Below are 16377 nucleotides of genomic sequence, written 5' to 3'. Positions count from 1 at the left end.
GGTTTCCCTCCCTGGGATATTGAGCGGTTCTGCGCGATTGAAGCTGTTCTGGCGTGGTGGTTCTCAGAGACCGCTGCCGACGAAGTCGGCGAGCTCGGCGGTCTTCGGGCTGTCCAGCATGGAGCCGGGGCCGGTTTCCCAGACCTTGCCCTTGTGCATGTAGACGACCTGGCTCGCGACCTTGCGGGCGAAGGCCATTTCATGGGTGACGAGGATCATCGTCATGCCGCCGCGCGCGAGGTCTTCCATGACCTTCAGCACTTCGCCGGTGAGCTGCGGGTCGAGCGCCGAGGTGACCTCGTCGAACAGCATCAGCTTGGGCTGCATGGCGAGCGAGCGGGCGATGGCGACGCGCTGCTGCTGGCCGCCGGACAACTGTTCGGGAAAGTGCCCGGCCTTCTCGGCGAGGCCGACCCGGCGCAGCACGTCATGGGCGAGGTCGCGCGCCTCGGACTTGGACACCTTCTTCACGCAGCTCGGTGCCAGCATGATGTTCTGCTCGGCGGTGAGGTGCGGGAACAGGTTGTAGCTCTGGAACACGATGCCGACGTCGCGGCGCAGCGAGCGGCGGTCGAGCTTGGCGTCGTGTACCGCATGGCCGCACACGTCGATGGTGCCGCCGTCGATGGTCTCCAGCGCGTTGATGCAGCGCAGCGCCGTCGACTTACCCGAGCCGGACTGACCGATGACGGCGGCAACCTCGCCGCGGCCGACCTCGAAGGAGACGCCGTCCAGCACCTTGTTAGTGCCGAAGCTCTTGTGAACGTTCGAGAGTTTAACGACGGCTGACATTGAGCTTCCTTTCCAGCCGCCGGCTCCAGGTCGAGAGCGGGAAGCAGATCGCGAAATAGATCGCCGCCACGACCATGAAGACGGTGAAGGGCTCGAAGATCGAGTTGTTGATGAGCTTGCCGGCCTGGGCGAGCTCGACGAAGCCGACCACCGAGGCCAGCGAGGTGTTCTTGACGATCTGGACGAGGAAACCGACCGTCGGCGGCGTGGCGATGCGCATCGCCTGCGGCAGGATCACCCGCGTCATGCGCTGCCAGGGGGTGAGGGCGAGGCACTCGGCGGCCTCCCACTGGGTCTTCGGCACCGATTGCAGGCAGCCGCGCCAGATCTCGGCGAGGAAGCCGGACGAATAGATGGTCAGGCCGATGCCGGCGGCGATGATCGCCGGCACTTCCTGGAAGCCGACGATGGCGATGCCGAAATAGATCAGGAACAGCAGGATCAGCAGCGGCGTGCCCTGCACCACCTGGATGTAGGCGATCGCGGCGTAGCGCACCCAGTGGACCGACGAGATGCGCATCAGGGCGACGGCGAAGCCGACGAGACCGCCGCCGATGAAGGCGATGGCGGACAGGCCGAGCGTCCACATGGCCGCCCAACCGAGGAATTCGAGGTGTACGAGGCTGAAACTCGGCATGATCAGACCCTCACAGCGCCGTGCCGAGCTTGCGCTTGCGCACGAAGACGACGAGGCCGAACAGCCACAGCGCGATGCGCACCACGAAAGACAAAGCGAGATAGATGATGCCGACGACGATGTAGGTCTCGAAGGAGCGGAAGGTGTCGGACTGGATGCGGTTGGCGACCGCCGTCAGCTCTTCCGCCGAGATCTGTGAGGTGATCGATGAGGCCAGCATCAGCAGCACGTACTGGCTGGTGAGCGCCGGATAGACGCGCTCGATCGCCGGGCGGATGATCACGTGCCAGTAGATCTGCGGCTTGGACAGGCCGAGGCAGTCGGCGGCTTCCAGCTGCGACTTGTGCACGGATTCGAGGCCGGCGCGCACGATCTCGCAGGTATAGGCGCCGACATTCACCACCAGCGCGATCACCGCCGCCGCGTTGGCGGACACCTTGATGCCCAGCGTGGCGATGCCGAAATAGACGATGAACACCTGCACCAGCAGCGGAGTGTTGCGGATCACCTCGACATAGCTCGCCACCAGGAACTTCACCCAGGGCGGACCGTCGGAGCGGCCAATGGCGCACAGCGTGCCGAGCACGAAGCCGAGCACGGTGGAGACCGCCGAGAGTTGTAGCGTCAGCCAGGCGCCCTGCAGGAACTCCGGCCAGAACGCCCAGAGCGCGGAGAAGTCGAACTGATAGGTCATGCCGCCACTCCGTCGGCCTGCCGGGCGACCAGCGCGTCGAGCACAGGCGTCGCGGGAGCGCCCGGACGGCCGGCGATCCAGTCGAGGAAGGCCTTCACGCGCCGCTCGACCTTCACCGTGTGGTTCTGGGCGATGTCGGCGATGCGATGGTCGAGGAAGGGGTTGCGGAAGCGGTCGAGCGTGACGGCGACATAGGCCTGCGCCTCGCTCTCCATGTCCCGCGCAGCGAAGCCGGGCACGACCTCGTCGGCATAGAGCGCATCGAGCCGGGTGCGGATGGCGTCGTCGGCGAGGATGGCGCGCACCGTCTCAGCCGCGGGGCGGCCTTCGCGGGCCCAGATGTCGGCGAGGAAGGTGTGGCCGAGATTGAGAATGTGCAGCTTCAGCCGCTCGAAAGGTTCGAGATCGTCGGTGAGCACGACATCGGGATGCGAGAAGGGCAGGGTGAGACCCGGCTGCGCCTCGATCGCCCACAGCGCATAAGGCTCGGCGACGGCGCCGACCGGCTCGATGGGCTCGGAGACGATGCGGTCGACCAGCGTGTTGCCGAAGATCACCTTGGCGTCGAGCCAGTCGGAGAAGGCCGCCGGCGCGCCGCCCGCCGTTGCGAGCTCCTTCACCGCCGCCTTCAGCACCTCGCCATTGCGATTGATCAGCTCGCAGGGCAGCACCGTGATCGGCGCGCCGCCCTGGGTCCAGCGATGGTGGAGCAGGGCGGTGAGCTTGCCGGGGAAGGAGGCGGGAACGCCGCCGACCAGCAGGGCCGGGCCGCGATCCGCGTCGGCGATCACGTAGCCGGCGTCGCCCATGTTCGAGACGACCAGCCCGGCCTCGCCGGCGAAAAGGGCGGTCAGCGCCGTCCAGTCGGTAGCGGCCGACAGGCCACGATCGACGGCCCGTACCGTCACCTCGCGCTCGACAGGGGCGCCGTCGACCATGCCGCGGATGATCACCGGATAGCCTTCCGGGCGTCCGAAGGCGGAGACGCGCCCGGCGCGGGCCGCCGAGCCGGAGGCTTGCACCACGGCGATGGGGCCGATGTCCTGCCCGGCCTCGCGCGCCTCATGGACGAAGAGGTCGACATGCGCCTGGAGGAAACGGCTGGTGCCGAACTGAACGATACGCGTGCTCACGAACGGCGAGCTCCCAGCATGCCGCCGACAAGCGCCGCCCTAGAGGAGCAGACGGCGTCGCGCGGCTCAATATATTGAAGACAAAGGAGTTTATTGCAGCCGCTTGCGCGCCACATCGCGTATTTCCTCACCCTAGCTTATTATTGTTCTTGTTTCTTATGTATAAAATCCACGCTGGACGCGGCGTGTCAATCTGTTTTTAATGTAGAAAAAACAGCGTCACCGACAGAGTGGCGCTTGGGGAAAACGAGCCGTGGGGGCCGCATGAAGGGCAATACCGTCTTCAAACGCAGCTATAACCAGTGTTTGCGCCGGCTGACCGCGCATGACATCGGTGCCGCGCTGCCTTCCGAAAGCGATCTCGCGCACACGCTGGATGTCAGCCGCACCACGGTGCGGGCGGTGCTCGCGTCGCTGGCGGAGGCCGGCATCGTCAGCCTCGGGACGAGCGGGCGCGCGCTGGTCCGCCACCCGTTGGAGGCGGACTATTTTCCGGACATGCAGACGCTCTCGGCCGGTGCCGCGGTGGAGCGGCGCTTCATGGAGTGGATCCTGCTGGGGGACTTCCGAGCCGGCCAGTTGCTGAACGCGGCGGAACTCGCGCGGCAGTTCGGCACCTCGACCACCACCATCCGCGAATATCTGGCGCAGTTCCAGCACGTCGGGCTGCTGGAACGGCGGCCCAACAGCGCCTGGCTCTACAAGGGCGTGACCCCGGACTTCGCTACCGAGATCTACGACGTGCGCGAAATGTTCGAGCTGCGCGCCACCCGCAGCTTCATCGAACTGCCCGACGATTCGCCGCCCTGGCGCGAGCTCGACGCCATTGAGGCGGAGCATCGCGCGCTGCTGGCCAATATAGGCGAGGAATACCGACGCTTCCCGCAGCTCGACGAGCGGCTGCACCGCGTCATCCACGAGACGTCGAACAATCGCTTCATCATCGATTTCTACGACGTGATCTCGACGCTGTTCCACTACACCTATCGCTGGAACCGCTCGGACGAGCAGCAGCGCAACACCGTCGCGCTGATGGAGCACCTCGACTATATCGAGGCGCTGCGCTCGCGCGACCAGCGCGCCATTGATGCCCGCTGCCGCAAGCACCTGCGCACCGCCCGCGCCACGCTGGCGCGCTCGATCGAATTCGGCCCGTTCCGTTCCCAGCCCATTCCTGCCGGAGTTTCCACGTGACCAAGGTCTTTGCCAGCATCGGCGAATGCATGATCGAACTGGCCGATGCCGGCGGCGGGCTCTACCGCCGCGGCTTCGCTGGCGACACGCTGAACACCGCCTGGGGCGTGCGCGGGCTGACCGATCCCGCCGAGGTGTCGGTGCGCTACGTCACCCGGGTCGGCGACGACGCGCCGTCGGACGAGATGCTGGGCTTCTTCGCCGGGGCGGGGATCGATACCAGCCATGTCGGCCGGGTGCCGGGCCGGCCGGTCGGGCTCTACATGATCGCGCTGCAGGGCTTCGAGCGCAGCTTCACCTATTGGCGCGACACCTCGGCGGCGAAGCTGCTCGCCGCTGATCGCGACGCGCTGCGGGCAGCGCTGGCGGATGCCGCGTGCATCTACCTGTCCGGCATCACCCTGGCGATCCTGCCGCCGGAGCATCGCGGCAATCTGTTCGCCGTGCTCGCCGAAGCGCGGGCGCGCGGCGCCATGATCGCCTTCGACGCCAATATCCGGCTGCGCCTGTGGCCGAGCCTCGACGCGCTGCGGGTCGGGCTGGAGGAGGGATACCGCGCCGCAACCATCGCGCTGCCGACCTTCCCCGACGAGAGCGAGATTTTCGGCGACACCTCCCCCGAGGCGATGATCGAGCGCGTAGCCGGCTATGGAGTTCCCGAGATCGTGGTGAAGGACGGCGCGGAACCCTGCACCTTGCAGGCCGGGGGGCGCATCGAGGCGATCCCCGCTGTGCGGGTGGCCGAGCCGCTGGACACCACCGGTGCCGGCGACAGTTTCAATGCCGGCTATCTTGCGGCGCGCCTCGCCGGGCGGGAGCCGGCGGAGGCGGTGCGCCTCGCGCACAAGGTGGCGGCGCGGGTGATCTGCAGCCGGGGCGCGCTGATCGACATGGGCGCGCTGCGCGAGGTGGCGCAGGCCGGCTGACGTCGCGCGATGCGGCCGGAACTGCGGGCTCAGTGGAAGTCCCGCGATTTCGGCAGCAGCCGTACCTGTCGCGGGTGCCCCTGGGTGGAGCGCCGGCCTTGCAGCATATGACCGGGGCGATGGTTCGCCCGGTCGTCGACGCCGGGATCGACGTTCGGCGGGGTGAGCCGGGGCGGCCCGTCGAACAGGCGGGACAGCTCGGCGGTGCGGTCGTGTATGCGTTCGCCCATCAGATGCACCACGCCTTCCTTGCTCTTCTGTACCCGCCCTTCCACCATGACGAGGCGGGCGCCCATCACCTGCGCGCGGTAGCGCTCGAACAGCCGCGCCCAGATGAGCACGTTGACGATGCCGGTCTCGTCCTCCAGCGTCATGAAGATGGCGTTGCCCTTGCCGGGCCGCTGGCGCACCAGCACGATGCCGGCGGTGCGCAGGAAGGCGCCGTCGCGGCTCGCCGCCACCTCGGCGCTGGACAGTACCCGCTCGGCGGCGAAGACCGGCCGCAGCACGCCCATGGGATGGCCCTTCAACGACAGGCGCGTGGTCTGGTAGTCGATGGCGATCGCCTCGGGCAGCGGCATGAGCGGCAGTGGCGCATCGTGCTCCTCGCCGAGCTCGCGGGCGTCGGCGGCGGCGAAGAGCGGCAGCGGCGCGTCGTCCGGCAGCCGGCGTACCGCCCACGCGGCCTCGCGGCGGGAAAGCCCCATCGAGCCGAAGGCATCGGCCTCGGCGAGCCTGGTCAGCAGGGCGGTCGGCAGGCGGGTCCGACGGGCGAGCACCTCGATGTCCGGATAGCCCGCGCCGCGTGCCTCGACCAGCTGCGCGCCGGCGGCCTCTCCGATGCCGTCGACCTGGCGGAAGCCGAGCCGCAGCGCGAGCGTGCCGTCGGCCCGCTCCTCCAGCGTGCAGTCGTGCGCGCTGCGATTGACGTCGACGGGGCGGATCTCGACGCCGTGCTCGCGGGCATCGCGCACGATCTGCGCCGGCGCGTAGAAGCCCATGGGCTGCGAATTGAGTAGCGCGCAGGCGAAGACGGCCGGATGCCGGCATTTGATATAGGCGGAGATGTAGACCAGCTTGGCGAAGGAGGCCGCATGGCTTTCCGGGAAGCCATATTCGCCGAAGCCCTGGATCTGCTGGAAGCAACGCTCGGCGAAAGCGCGCTGGTAGCCGCGAGCGGTCATGCCCCCGATCAGCTTGTCCCGGAACCGGCCGATGGTGCCGAGATTGCGGAAAGTCGCCATGGCGCGGCGCAGCTGGTTGGCCTCGACATCCGTGAACCTGGCCGCGACCATGGCGAGCTGCATCGCCTGCTCCTGGAACAGCGGCACGCCCAGGGTGCGGGAGAGCACCTCCTTCAGCTCGTCGGGATCGTGCGGCGGGGCCGGGGAGGGGTAGCTGACGGGCTCCACGCCCTCCCGTCGGCGCAGATAGGGGTGCACCATATTGCCCTGGATCGGCCCCGGGCGGACGATCGCCACCTGGATGACGAGGTCGTACAGTTTGCGCGGCTTCAGGCGCGGCAGCATGTTGATCTGCGCCCGGCTCTCCACCTGGAACACGCCGATGGAATCGCCGCGGCACAGCATGTCGTAGATGTCGGTCTGTTCCAGCGGCACGTCGGCGAGGCCGTAATCGAGGCCCTCATGCGCGCGTATCAGGTCGAGCGCCTTGCGGATGCAGGTGAGCATGCCGAGCGCCAGCACGTCGACCTTCATCAGCTTGAGCGTGTCGATGTCGTCCTTGTCCCATTCGATGAAGGTGCGGTTCGCCATCACCGCCGGGCCGATCGGCACGATCTCGTCGAGGCGCTTCTGGCTGAGCACGAAGCCGCCGACATGCTGGGACAGATGGCGGGGGAAGCCGATGAGGCGGCGGGCGAGGCCGATCACCCGGGCAATGGTCGGGTTGTCCGGGTCGAGGCCCGCCTCGCGCGCCCGCCGCGTCTCGACCTCGCCCCAGCTGCCCCACACGGTGCCGGCGAGCCGCGCGGTGACGTCCTCGGTGAGGCCGAGCGCCTTGCCGACATCGCGGAAGGCGCTGCGCGGGCGATAGGAGATGACGGTGGCGACGATGCCGGCGCGGTCGCGGCCGTAGCGCCGATAGACATACTGCATCACCTCCTCCCGCCGCTCATGCTCGAAATCGACGTCGATGTCGGGCGGCTCGCGGCGCTCGCGGGCGATGAAGCGGGAGAACAAGAGGTTGCTGGTCGACGGATCGACGGCGGTGATGCCCAGCACGTAGCAGACGGCGGAATTGGCCGCCGAGCCGCGCCCCTGGCAGAGGATGCGGTTGCGCTCGGCGAAATCGACGATGTCGCGAATGGTGAGGAAGTAGGGAGCATAACCGAGCTCGGCGATGAGCGAGAGTTCGGTCTTCAACTGCGCCTCAACCTTGCCCGGCACGCCGGCCGGGTAGCGGAGGGCGGCCCGGCGCCAGGTGAGTTCCTCCAGCCAGTCCTGTGGCGTATAGCCGGGGGGCACCGGCTCTTCCGGATATTCGTATTTCAGCTCGTCGAGCGAAAAGTCGATGCGGTCGAGGAAGTCGCGGGTCTCGGCGAGCGCTTCCGGCGCCTCGCGGAACAGGCGGGCCATCTCGTCCGGTGACTTCAGGTGCCGCTCCGCATTAGCCTCGAGCAGGCGGCCGGCCGTGGCGATGGTGGTGCCCTGGCGGATGCAGGTGAGCACGTCCTGCAGGTCGCGCTGGTCGGGGTGGTGGTAGAGGACGTCGTTGACCGCCAGCAACGGCACGCCCGCACGGGCGGCGCAGGCCTTCAGCCCGGCAAGGCGGCGGCGGTCGTCGCCCCGGCGCGGCATGTCGGCGGCGAGCCACAGCGAACCGGGCGCCGCATCGTGGAGGCGGGCGAGGAGGTCATCGAGCCCGTCGATCTGGCGGGGGGGCATCAGGATGAGCGACAGGCCGCCGGCATCGGCGAGCAGGTCGTCGAGGTGGAGATGGCACTCGCCCTTGATGCCGGCGCGCAGATTACCGGCGGTGAGCAGGCGGCAGAGCCGGCCCCAGCCGGTGCGGGTCTGCGGATAGGCGAGAATGTCCGGCGTGCCATCGGCAAAGGCGAGCCGGGCGCCGACCACCAGCTTGAAGGGGAGGGGCGGGGGAGCGTCCGAAGCCGCGTCGGCGTCCGCAGGCGACCCTGAACGCGTCGTCTCGCGGTCGGTATCGTCCGCCGTGCTCCCGAGGGACGGGGCGGGGGACGGATCAATGGCATCGGCCTCCTTCGAGGCGGTGCCGATATCGACAGATCCCGCCTCGGTGCCGTCTCCGTCGCTCGGGATGCAGGAAGTGGGGGAGAGTTTCTCCGGCTTCCGGTCTTCACCCTCGCGTCCGGGCGTGCCGTGCGTCTGATGGAGGGGCCGAGGGCGCGGATCCGGGGAGCCGGTTTCCTCGCCGCCGGGGGATTCGGCATCGTGCTCGTTCGCGTCGCCAGGCGCGGCGACGAGCGTGAGCCGGCCGGCCGCTTGCCCGTCCTGCCGTCGGATGGGCGCATCATTGGCGTTGCCGGCCTTCTCCGCTTCGGTGGCGGGCCGCGCGCGCTCTGCCTGCCAATTCGTCTTCCAGGCTTCGTTGGCCTCCTGTACCGCCGCATAGGCGCGCACCACCCCGGCGACGGTGTTGCGGTCGGCAATGCCGATGCCGGCATGGCCGAGGGCGAGCGCCTGCGTCACCAGATCCGCCGCGGTCGAGGCGCCGCGCAGGAAGGAGAAGTTCGAGGTGACGGCCAGTTCCGCATAAAATGGCACCGGCCGCGTCTCACTCGCCGCTTCCTCCGGGGGGATCGTTGCGTCGTCATGCCCGCTCATGCCTGTCTCCTCATGGGAACAGGCCGTGCAGGAACCAGCGCGGCGTGCCGCCACCGCGCTCATAGAGCCCGGCGCGGAACAGCCAGAAACGCCGGCCCTCGCGGTTTTCCACCCGGTAATAGTCGCGCGTGCGGGCGCCCTCCGGTGCCGTCTGTGCCGTGAGCCGGCGCCACCATTCCGGCGCGACGCGCTCCGGGCCTTCGGCGCGGGCCACTTCATGCAGGACACGCCGCCAGCGGAAGCGCAGCGGCGGACCGTCCGGCACCTCCGCCAGAGCCTCGATGGGCTGCGGCGGCTCGAATAGCGTGATCGGGCGGGGCAAGGTTTCCGCTTCTGTCTCCGCCATCGGCGCGGGCGGGGCCGGGCCGTCGATCGCCGGCACCAGGGTGGCGGCGCGCGCGGGGTCGTGGCTGTCGCGCAGCACGAAGCGCAGCACGCGCTCGCGCCCCAGCCGGGTGGTCAGCCTGTCGATGAGGGCGGCGACTTCCTCCTCCTCGTTGACGCGTCCGTCGAGGCCGATCTGTGCCGCGGCGAGCGGCTCGGCACGCAAGACGGCGAGACGGACGAGATCGAAGCCGAAGCCGGGGTCCAGCGGGTCGGCGAGGCTGTCCAGCCGCTCGCGGAACAACCGGGCGAGGGTGAGACCCTCGCGCGAGGGACGTGCCGTCTCCACTGCCAGCCGACGCACCGCGCCATCAGTGCGGAAGAACGAGGCCTCGAAGGCGCGCCCGCCCTCGCCGCGCGCCTCCAGCATCCGCCCGACATCCTCGACCAATTGGGCGAGCGCGCCCTCGATGTCGGCGGCGCGGGCGATCGGTTCGGCGAAGCGTCGCTCGGCGATGCAGTCCGGCAGCGGCCGGCGCGGCACGATGCGCGCATCCTCGATGCCGAGGGTGCGCCGCAGCTTGACCAGCAACTCCTCGCCGAAACGTGCCGCGAGCGGGGTGGCAGGCCGTCCGGCGAGATCGCCGAGCGTCTTCAGCCCGGCGCGGGAGAGCCCGCTTGCCGTCGCCGGCGCCAGCCCGAGGGCTGCGACGGGCAGGCCGGCGAGCCGCCTCGCTTCCTCGCCGGGCGCGATGAGGCCGCCGAGCCCGCAGCGGGCCGGGGCGCGGGCGGCGTCCGGCGTGCTCGCCACCACGGCATAGGCGGTGAGGCCATGCGCCTTCAGATGCGCGAGGAGGCGTGTGCGCAGCGCTGCCTCGCCGCCGAACAGATGCGCGCAGCCGCTGATGTCCAGCACGAGCCCGTCCGGGGCGTCGAGCGCCACCAGCGGCGTCCAGCGGTCGCAATCATCCGCCACCCGGTTGAGGAAGGCGGCGTCGGCGGGGGGATCGAAGGCGACAACCTGAAGATCGGGCCGGCGCGCCCGTGCATCGGCAAGGGTGAGCCCGGGCTCAAGCCCCGCTTCGCGTGCCGCCCGCGACAGCGCGGCGAGCCGCAAGCCGCCGGTCGTCCGCTCGGCGAAGACGAGCGGGCTGGCGGCGCCCGTCGGCCCGCCTTCAGCCGGCGCGGCGGAAGGGGAGCTGGCGCGCGGACTCGCGGGGGGCTGTCGTTCCAGTCGCTGCCTGTCCAGCCTCTCGGCGGACAGGAACGGGAACCACAAAGCGAGGTAGCGCGACGACGTCGTCGAAGGAACAGGTCTCATGATTCCACTCCAGGTGCCAGGAACCGCCGGCATGGCCGGCACGGTGGCGCAAGAGCTCGACGAGAAAGCCGGGCGCACCCGGCGCCTCGCCCGCCAGGGGGCGCGAGGGGGTCGCCCGTATCTGCCAGCGCGTGGCGCCGGCGCTCGGGCCGGGCCGGCCGTTCGGGCGCAGCAGCAGCAGGGGGACGCCGGACTCGCCGGCCCGCAACGCGAGGCGGCGCGTGGCGGTAAGATCGAGCGCCTTCGGTTCGCCCCAGGGCTCCAGGATCACCGCGCCGAGCGCCGAACAGCGTGCCGCATCATCCGCGGCCCGCAGTGCCGCCTCGGCACCGGGAGCGCGGACCAGCAGCAGTTGCGCCGGGTCGATTCCGAGCGCCCGCAGGCCTGTCGCCGCGAGACGGCCGACCTCGGTGTCGACGGTCTCCTGCCGCACCCACAGCAGTGGCCGCCCGTCTCCCGCCGGGCGGCCGGCGGCGGCGCGCAGGCCCAGGGTCAGCGCGAAGCCGGCCGCGGCGGCCATGTCGCCAGCCTCGGCGGCGAATACCTCATGCAGGGCGCCGCAGGCGAGCGGGCCGCCGAGCGCGGCATCCGCGCGCGGGGCGCCGAGATGGAAGAACTGGGTGCCGCCGGGAAGCCGCTCCGCCTCAAGGCCGGCGAGCATTCCCCGCAGCGCGGAGACAGCCGGTGTCATACTCATGTTTGTTCCCTTTTTGTTCTATACAAAACCGCGTTCCGGCGACGGAGTCAAGGGTACGGAGGGGAACAGGGAAGGTAGGTGTCCCGCCACCGATGGCGGCGGGCAGCATGTGTGTAATGCCGTTCAGCCGGCGAAGCCGCCGGCGGCGAGGAAGGCGGCTTCCTCCGGCGTCGTCTCGCGGCCGAGCATCGGGTTGCGGTGGGGGAAGCGCCCGAAGCGGCGGATGATGGCGCGGTGGTCCTCGGCATGGGCGATCCACGGCGCGCCGAGCGGCCGGGTGAGCGCGACGGAGAGATCCTGGTCGGCGAGATCCTCCGAATGCGCGAAGGGCAGCATGAAGAACAGCCGGATGTCCGGCTCCACGTTTTGCATGTGCCCGGCGGCCTGCGCCTGCCGCGCATAAAACCGCGCCAGCGGGTCGGTGGCGTACATGTGGCCGGTGCCGCGAAAGGCGTTGCGCGGGAACTGGTCCGTCAGGATCAGCAGCGCCAGCGCGCCCTCGGCGGTCGCCATCCAGTCGTCATGGCGGCGGGCGGCGGCCTGCATGTGCAGCTCGAGGAAGCGGTCGCGGAACGTGGCGTCGAAGGCGATGTCCTTCTCGAACCACAGATCGCGCGAGCCGGCTTGCCGCCAGAAGCCGCAGACGTCCTGCACCGCCGGATGGGTCACGACGAGGTTCCGGGCCCCGCCGCCTTCTGCGGCAGGTTGCCGACGATGAGGCTGCGGGCGGAAGCGTCGTAGAGACCGCCGGTGAGCTCGAAGGTGAAACGCTCGGCGTCGCGGCGGCGGAAATCGGCGATCACCGTGGCGCGCTCTTCCTCCTCGACGCCCATGACGGCGAGCGCCTGCTCGCTGAGCGCGAGCGCGGATTCGAAGGTCTCGCGGATCTGGAAGTCGGCCCCGGCATGGATCAGCTCGGCGGCGTGCTCGCGGTCGGCGGCGCGGGCCAGCACCGGCACCAGCGGGAACTCGGCCTTGATGAGCTCGACGATCTTCACGCTCGCTTCGGGATCGTTCACCGCGACGATGATCAGCCGCGCCTCAGGCGCCCCGGCGGCATGCAGGATGTCGAGGCGGGTGCCGTCGCCGTAATAGACCTTGAAGCCGAAGTCGCGGGCGTCGCGGATGGCGTCGGTGTCGCTCTCGATGAGCGAGATGGTGCAGCTGTGCGCCAGCAGCGGCTGGCTGGCGATCTGGCCGAAGCGGCCGAAGCCGATCATCAGCACGCTGGCCGACAGGTTCTCAACCGCCTCGATGCCGTCCATCGAGGCCTGCGGCTTGGGCAGCAGCCGGTCATGGGCGATGATCATCAGCGGGGTCAGCGCCATCGAGACGATGATGGTGGCGGTGAGGATGGCGTTTTCCTCGCCGGTGAGGATGCCGACCGTGGTGGCGGCGGCATAGAGGACGAAGGCGAATTCGCCGCCCTGCGCCATCAGCACCGCCCGTTCAAGCGCTTCGCGGTTGTTGGCGCGGAACAGCCGGGCCACCGCGTAGATGGCGAGCGTCTTCAGGATCATGTAGCCGATGACGCAGATGACGATCAGCCGCCAGTTGGCGGCGATCACCGCGAGGTCGAGCGCCATGCCCACCCCGAGGAAGAACAGGCCGAGCAGCACGCCACGGAACGGCTCGACATCGGCTTCCAGCTGGTGGCGGAATGAGGATTCGGACAGCAGCACGCCGGCGAGGAAGGCGCCCATCGCCATGGACAGCCCGCCGAGCTGCATGGCGAGCGCGGCGCCGAGCACCACCAGGAGCGCCGCCGCCGTCATCACCTCGCGCGCCTTGGCCTTGCCGAGGATGCGGAACATCGGATCGAGCAGGTAGCGTCCGGCGAGCACGAGGGCGAGGATGGAGCCGAGGCCGAGGGCGATGCCGGTCAGCCGCTCGCCCACCGTCACCTCGCCGCCGCCCGGGGCGAGGAAGGCGACCAGCGCCAGCAGCGGCACAATGGCGAGGTCTTCCAAGAGCAGGATGGCGACGATGCGCCGGCCCTTGGGCGCGCCGAGCGCGTGGCGTTCCTCCAGTACCTGCATGACGATGGCGGTGGAGGTGAGCACGAAACCGGTGCCGGAGACGAAGCTCGGCACCAGCGGATAGCCGAGCGCGAGGCCGACGCAGGTGAGCAGCGCGACGCAGACGCCGACCTGGGCAAGGCCGAGGCCGAAGATCTCGCCGCGCATCGCCCACAGGCGCGAGGGCTGCATCTCCAGGCCGATGATGAACAGGAACATGACGACGCCGAGCTCGGCGACGTGCAGGATCGACTGCGGGTCGGAAAACAGGCCGAGGCCGAACGGGCCGATGACGAGGCCGGCCGCCAGATAGCCCAGCACCGAGCCGAGGCCCAGGCGCTTGAACAGGGGAACGGCGATCACCGCCGCTGCCAGGAGCACCACGACCGGTAGCAGGTTGAAGCCATGGGCGGCGGCGTGGGATGCGGCTTCGGCAGCGGCTTCGACAGCCATCAGGTCGTCCTTTTCTCGCGGCCCAGTCCTTCCGGCGCCAGCTTCTGCCGAAAGGGTAAAGGTGGGCGGCGACAAGGGCAATTAGCGGCCGGGCGTCGTGCACGCCGGGATCGGCTTGGAGTGCCAACAAAAGCTGCGTTTTCGATAATGCGGCACGCGGTTCGGCGGGCGGCGTAGCCCGCCCCCGGAGGGGGCCGGCGGACGCTGGAGCGGCGGAAGCCGCCGGGCCGATTCCCTCGCATCGATTCCCGCGCGTCGGTTCCTGCCCGGCAACGACGCGCGAGATCCCCATGCTCAAGCGCGATCCGCTTCACATCGAGGCCCGGGCCCGTCGAGGTTTCGGGGAAGGCCGGCAGGCCCGCATGGGCCTGCATCGGACGGCACCGCATGCGGCGTTCCATCCCCGCTGTTCACGCGCCGTCAGGCTACGGTCGTTCTTCTTTCCGGCTTCCATCAAGGTCATGAGGAGACGGCAGCCAAGCAAGCTGAGAGATGCGTTTTATTTGAAAATGCCGCAAGGTTTAGATGTTTTTTTGAAATATTCAGGTATGGTTATTCGTTTCGTGGCGCCAACACGCATCCGAAATTTGGGGGATACCGATGGCTTGGCAGCTTTTCATGTATACGTATCGTATCGTCGACGACAAGATATACAGTCTTGAAACGGGAATGTGGGGTGTGGAAACCTACAGCGACGATACGTTGACGCTTGGTGAGAGTTTTACGAAAATTGGGTATGGCGCGACAATGTCGGCCAGTTTTCTCTATGCGAGCGGTGACGGATTTGTCTTCACCATGAATATGGAGACTTATCTTTTCACCGATACTTTACAGACCATAGGGTCGGTCTCGGCAAACACTGGCGGCAGTTTCACGGTTTGCTTCCTCGCCGGCACCCATATCGCCACGCCGGGGGGCGAGTGTCTCGTGGAGGACCTCGCCATCGGCGACCTCGTGCTTACCATGTCCGGCGAGACGCGCCCCGTCCGCTGGATCGGCCGCCAGACCGTGACGCGCCGGTTCGCGGACCCTCTGCGTTCCTATCCCATTCGTGTGGCTGCCGGTGCCCTGGGCGAGAGCGTTCCCCTGCGCGATCTCTTTCTCTCGCCGGATCACGCACTGATGATCGACGGCGTGCTGGCGCAGGCCGGCGCCCTTGTCAACGGTACCGCCATCACCCGCGTCGATACCCCCGAGGAGCGCTTCACCTACTTCCATATCGAGCTTGAGGATCATGCGCTGGTGCTCGCCGAGGGGGCGCCGGCGGAGACCTTCGTGGACAATGTGTCCCGCCGCCGGTTCGACAATTATGCGGAGTTCGCGGCGCTCTATGGCGACCGGGATAAGGCTTGCCCCGAGATGGATCTGCCTCGTGTCAAGTCGGCACGTCAGTTGCCAGAGGCCATCCGTATGCGGCTGGCTACGCGGTCGAAGGCGATCCGTGCCGAGGTGGCTGCCGCCTAAGCGGTGCGCGGCGTCCCGGGTCGCGATGGCAAGCCCTCGGCGCAACATCATCCACTCCCCATCAGGTGAGGATTGCCCCTCCTCGTTCCCTTGCTTCGATCGCGGGAACGAGGAGGCCGTCATCATGTAAACGGCGCCTGACCATCCCGGTCCGTGCGTGCTGAGGCCGACTTCACGGAACCCTTCACTGTCACCGAAGCGGGTTTTGACGAGGTCCGTCAGGAGGCGAACTGGGGCTGTGTGAGGGGCCGTCCATCGCGGAAGACGAAGGGGCGGGAGATGCGCAGGAAGGGTGAGATTGCCTCGACGATCATCCTGCGGACGCATCCGTTCCACGTGGTGTTCCCTAAGGAGTAGGAGAGGGGCCTGCTCAGGGGCTCTCAGTTCTGCCGCTCCAATGCCTTCAGGGCTGCCTCCAACGAGGAACGGTGTTGGGGGGGCTGATATGCTTCGGAGAGAAGGGCGGCGCAGAGGCGTTTGTGCGTCACGCTGGCGGGTTCTGGAGGGAGAGGTGACTTGATCCAATTCGATATGTCGATTAGCGTGGACATATGGAATCAGAGCAAGCCATCCTCGCCTTCGCGGCGCTTGCGCAATCGACGCGGCTGGATGTGTTCCGGCTGCTGATCGAGCATGAGCCTCATGGATTGCCAGCCGGGGAAGTCGCCCGGCGGTTAGCCGTCCCGCACAACACGATGTCCACCCATCTGGCGGTGCTGACGCGGGCGGGACTGATCGGCGCCGAGCGTCAAAGCCGCACGATCATCTACCGCGCTCGGCTTGAGGCTGTGACGGCGCTCACAGGCTTCCTCATCCAGAACTGCTGTCAGGGCCGGGCTGAAGTCTGCCAGCCGCTCGTGGACCAGTTGTCCCCCTGTTGCGACGTTCCGGCAAAGGCGTGAC

At 68.5% G+C, this 16377-nt stretch carries 14 protein-coding genes; 5 read left to right on the top strand and 9 right to left on the bottom strand.

What is annotated here, in order from left to right:
* Positions 1-63: 63 nt before the first annotated feature.
* The 4 genes from LGR54_RS07500 to LGR54_RS07485 are packed head-to-tail and all read right to left on the bottom strand — an operon-like array spanning position 64 to position 3256.
* Positions 64-792, bottom strand: a complete 729-nt coding sequence (locus LGR54_RS07500) for an amino acid ABC transporter ATP-binding protein (RefSeq protein WP_214009452.1) — start codon at positions 790-792, stop codon at positions 64-66.
* Positions 776-1429: an amino acid ABC transporter permease gene (locus LGR54_RS07495; protein ID WP_230361318.1), complete on the bottom strand. Its 654-nt coding sequence runs from the start codon at positions 1427-1429 to the stop codon at positions 776-778. Before LGR54_RS07495 ends, LGR54_RS07500 begins: the two co-directional genes overlap by 17 nt.
* A gap of 10 nt (positions 1430-1439) precedes the next feature.
* Positions 1440-2123, bottom strand: coding sequence for an amino acid ABC transporter permease (locus LGR54_RS07490; protein ID WP_214009454.1), 684 nt, complete (start codon positions 2121-2123; stop codon positions 1440-1442).
* Positions 2120-3256: a mannitol dehydrogenase family protein gene (locus LGR54_RS07485; RefSeq protein WP_230361317.1), complete on the bottom strand. Its 1137-nt coding sequence runs from the start codon at positions 3254-3256 to the stop codon at positions 2120-2122. Before LGR54_RS07485 ends, LGR54_RS07490 begins: the two co-directional genes overlap by 4 nt.
* A gap of 264 nt (positions 3257-3520) precedes the next feature.
* On the opposite strand from LGR54_RS07485, the gene LGR54_RS07480 reads away from it, so the two are divergent.
* On the top strand, positions 3521-4450 hold the full coding sequence (locus LGR54_RS07480) for a GntR family transcriptional regulator (RefSeq protein WP_230361316.1): 930 nt from the start codon (positions 3521-3523) through the stop codon (positions 4448-4450).
* Positions 4447-5376, top strand: a complete 930-nt coding sequence (locus tag LGR54_RS07475) for a sugar kinase (protein ID WP_370638154.1) — start codon at positions 4447-4449, stop codon at positions 5374-5376. Before LGR54_RS07480 ends, LGR54_RS07475 begins: the two co-directional genes overlap by 4 nt.
* Before the next feature lie 29 nt (positions 5377-5405).
* On the opposite strand, the gene LGR54_RS07470 is transcribed toward LGR54_RS07475, so the two are convergent.
* The 5 genes from LGR54_RS07470 to LGR54_RS07450 form a co-directional block, all read right to left on the bottom strand.
* The gene (locus tag LGR54_RS07470) at positions 5406-9197 is read right to left on the bottom strand and encodes an error-prone DNA polymerase (RefSeq protein ID WP_230361315.1); all 3792 of its coding nucleotides are present in this window, start codon (positions 9195-9197) and stop codon (positions 5406-5408) included.
* A gap of 10 nt (positions 9198-9207) precedes the next feature.
* Positions 9208-10800: a DNA polymerase Y family protein gene (locus tag LGR54_RS07465; protein ID WP_255607411.1), complete on the bottom strand. Its 1593-nt coding sequence runs from the start codon at positions 10798-10800 to the stop codon at positions 9208-9210.
* Positions 10697-11539: an ImuA family protein gene (locus tag LGR54_RS07460; RefSeq protein WP_230361313.1), complete on the bottom strand. Its 843-nt coding sequence runs from the start codon at positions 11537-11539 to the stop codon at positions 10697-10699. The genes LGR54_RS07465 and LGR54_RS07460 overlap by 104 nt, the downstream gene beginning before the upstream one ends.
* A gap of 123 nt (positions 11540-11662) precedes the next feature.
* The gene (locus LGR54_RS07455) at positions 11663-12208 is read right to left on the bottom strand and encodes a DUF924 family protein (RefSeq protein ID WP_230361312.1); all 546 of its coding nucleotides are present in this window, start codon (positions 12206-12208) and stop codon (positions 11663-11665) included.
* Positions 12205-14010: a monovalent cation:proton antiporter-2 (CPA2) family protein gene (locus LGR54_RS07450; RefSeq protein ID WP_230361311.1), complete on the bottom strand. Its 1806-nt coding sequence runs from the start codon at positions 14008-14010 to the stop codon at positions 12205-12207. The genes LGR54_RS07455 and LGR54_RS07450 overlap by 4 nt, the downstream gene beginning before the upstream one ends.
* Before the next feature lie 290 nt (positions 14011-14300).
* On the opposite strand from LGR54_RS07450, the gene LGR54_RS07445 reads away from it, so the two are divergent.
* The 3 genes from LGR54_RS07445 to LGR54_RS07435 all read left to right on the top strand — a co-directional run bounded on the left by LGR54_RS07445 (position 14301) and on the right by LGR54_RS07435 (position 16376).
* On the top strand, positions 14301-14672 hold the full coding sequence (locus tag LGR54_RS07445; RefSeq protein ID WP_230361310.1) for a hypothetical protein: 372 nt from the start codon (positions 14301-14303) through the stop codon (positions 14670-14672).
* Complete coding sequence (locus LGR54_RS07440; protein ID WP_230361309.1) at positions 14611-15474, top strand: Hint domain-containing protein; 864 nt, start codon at positions 14611-14613, stop codon at positions 15472-15474. The genes LGR54_RS07445 and LGR54_RS07440 overlap by 62 nt, the downstream gene beginning before the upstream one ends.
* A gap of 551 nt (positions 15475-16025) precedes the next feature.
* Positions 16026-16376: a helix-turn-helix transcriptional regulator gene (locus LGR54_RS07435; RefSeq protein ID WP_230361308.1), complete on the top strand. Its 351-nt coding sequence runs from the start codon at positions 16026-16028 to the stop codon at positions 16374-16376.
* Position 16377 lies beyond the last annotated feature (1 nt).

It is taken from the genome of Ancylobacter sp. Lp-2, assembly GCF_020523795.1.
Classification (GTDB): Bacteria; Pseudomonadota; Alphaproteobacteria; order Rhizobiales; family Xanthobacteraceae; genus Ancylobacter.
Note: the sequence above shows the minus strand (reverse complement) of the source record. Positions and strands in the feature narration are given on the sequence as shown.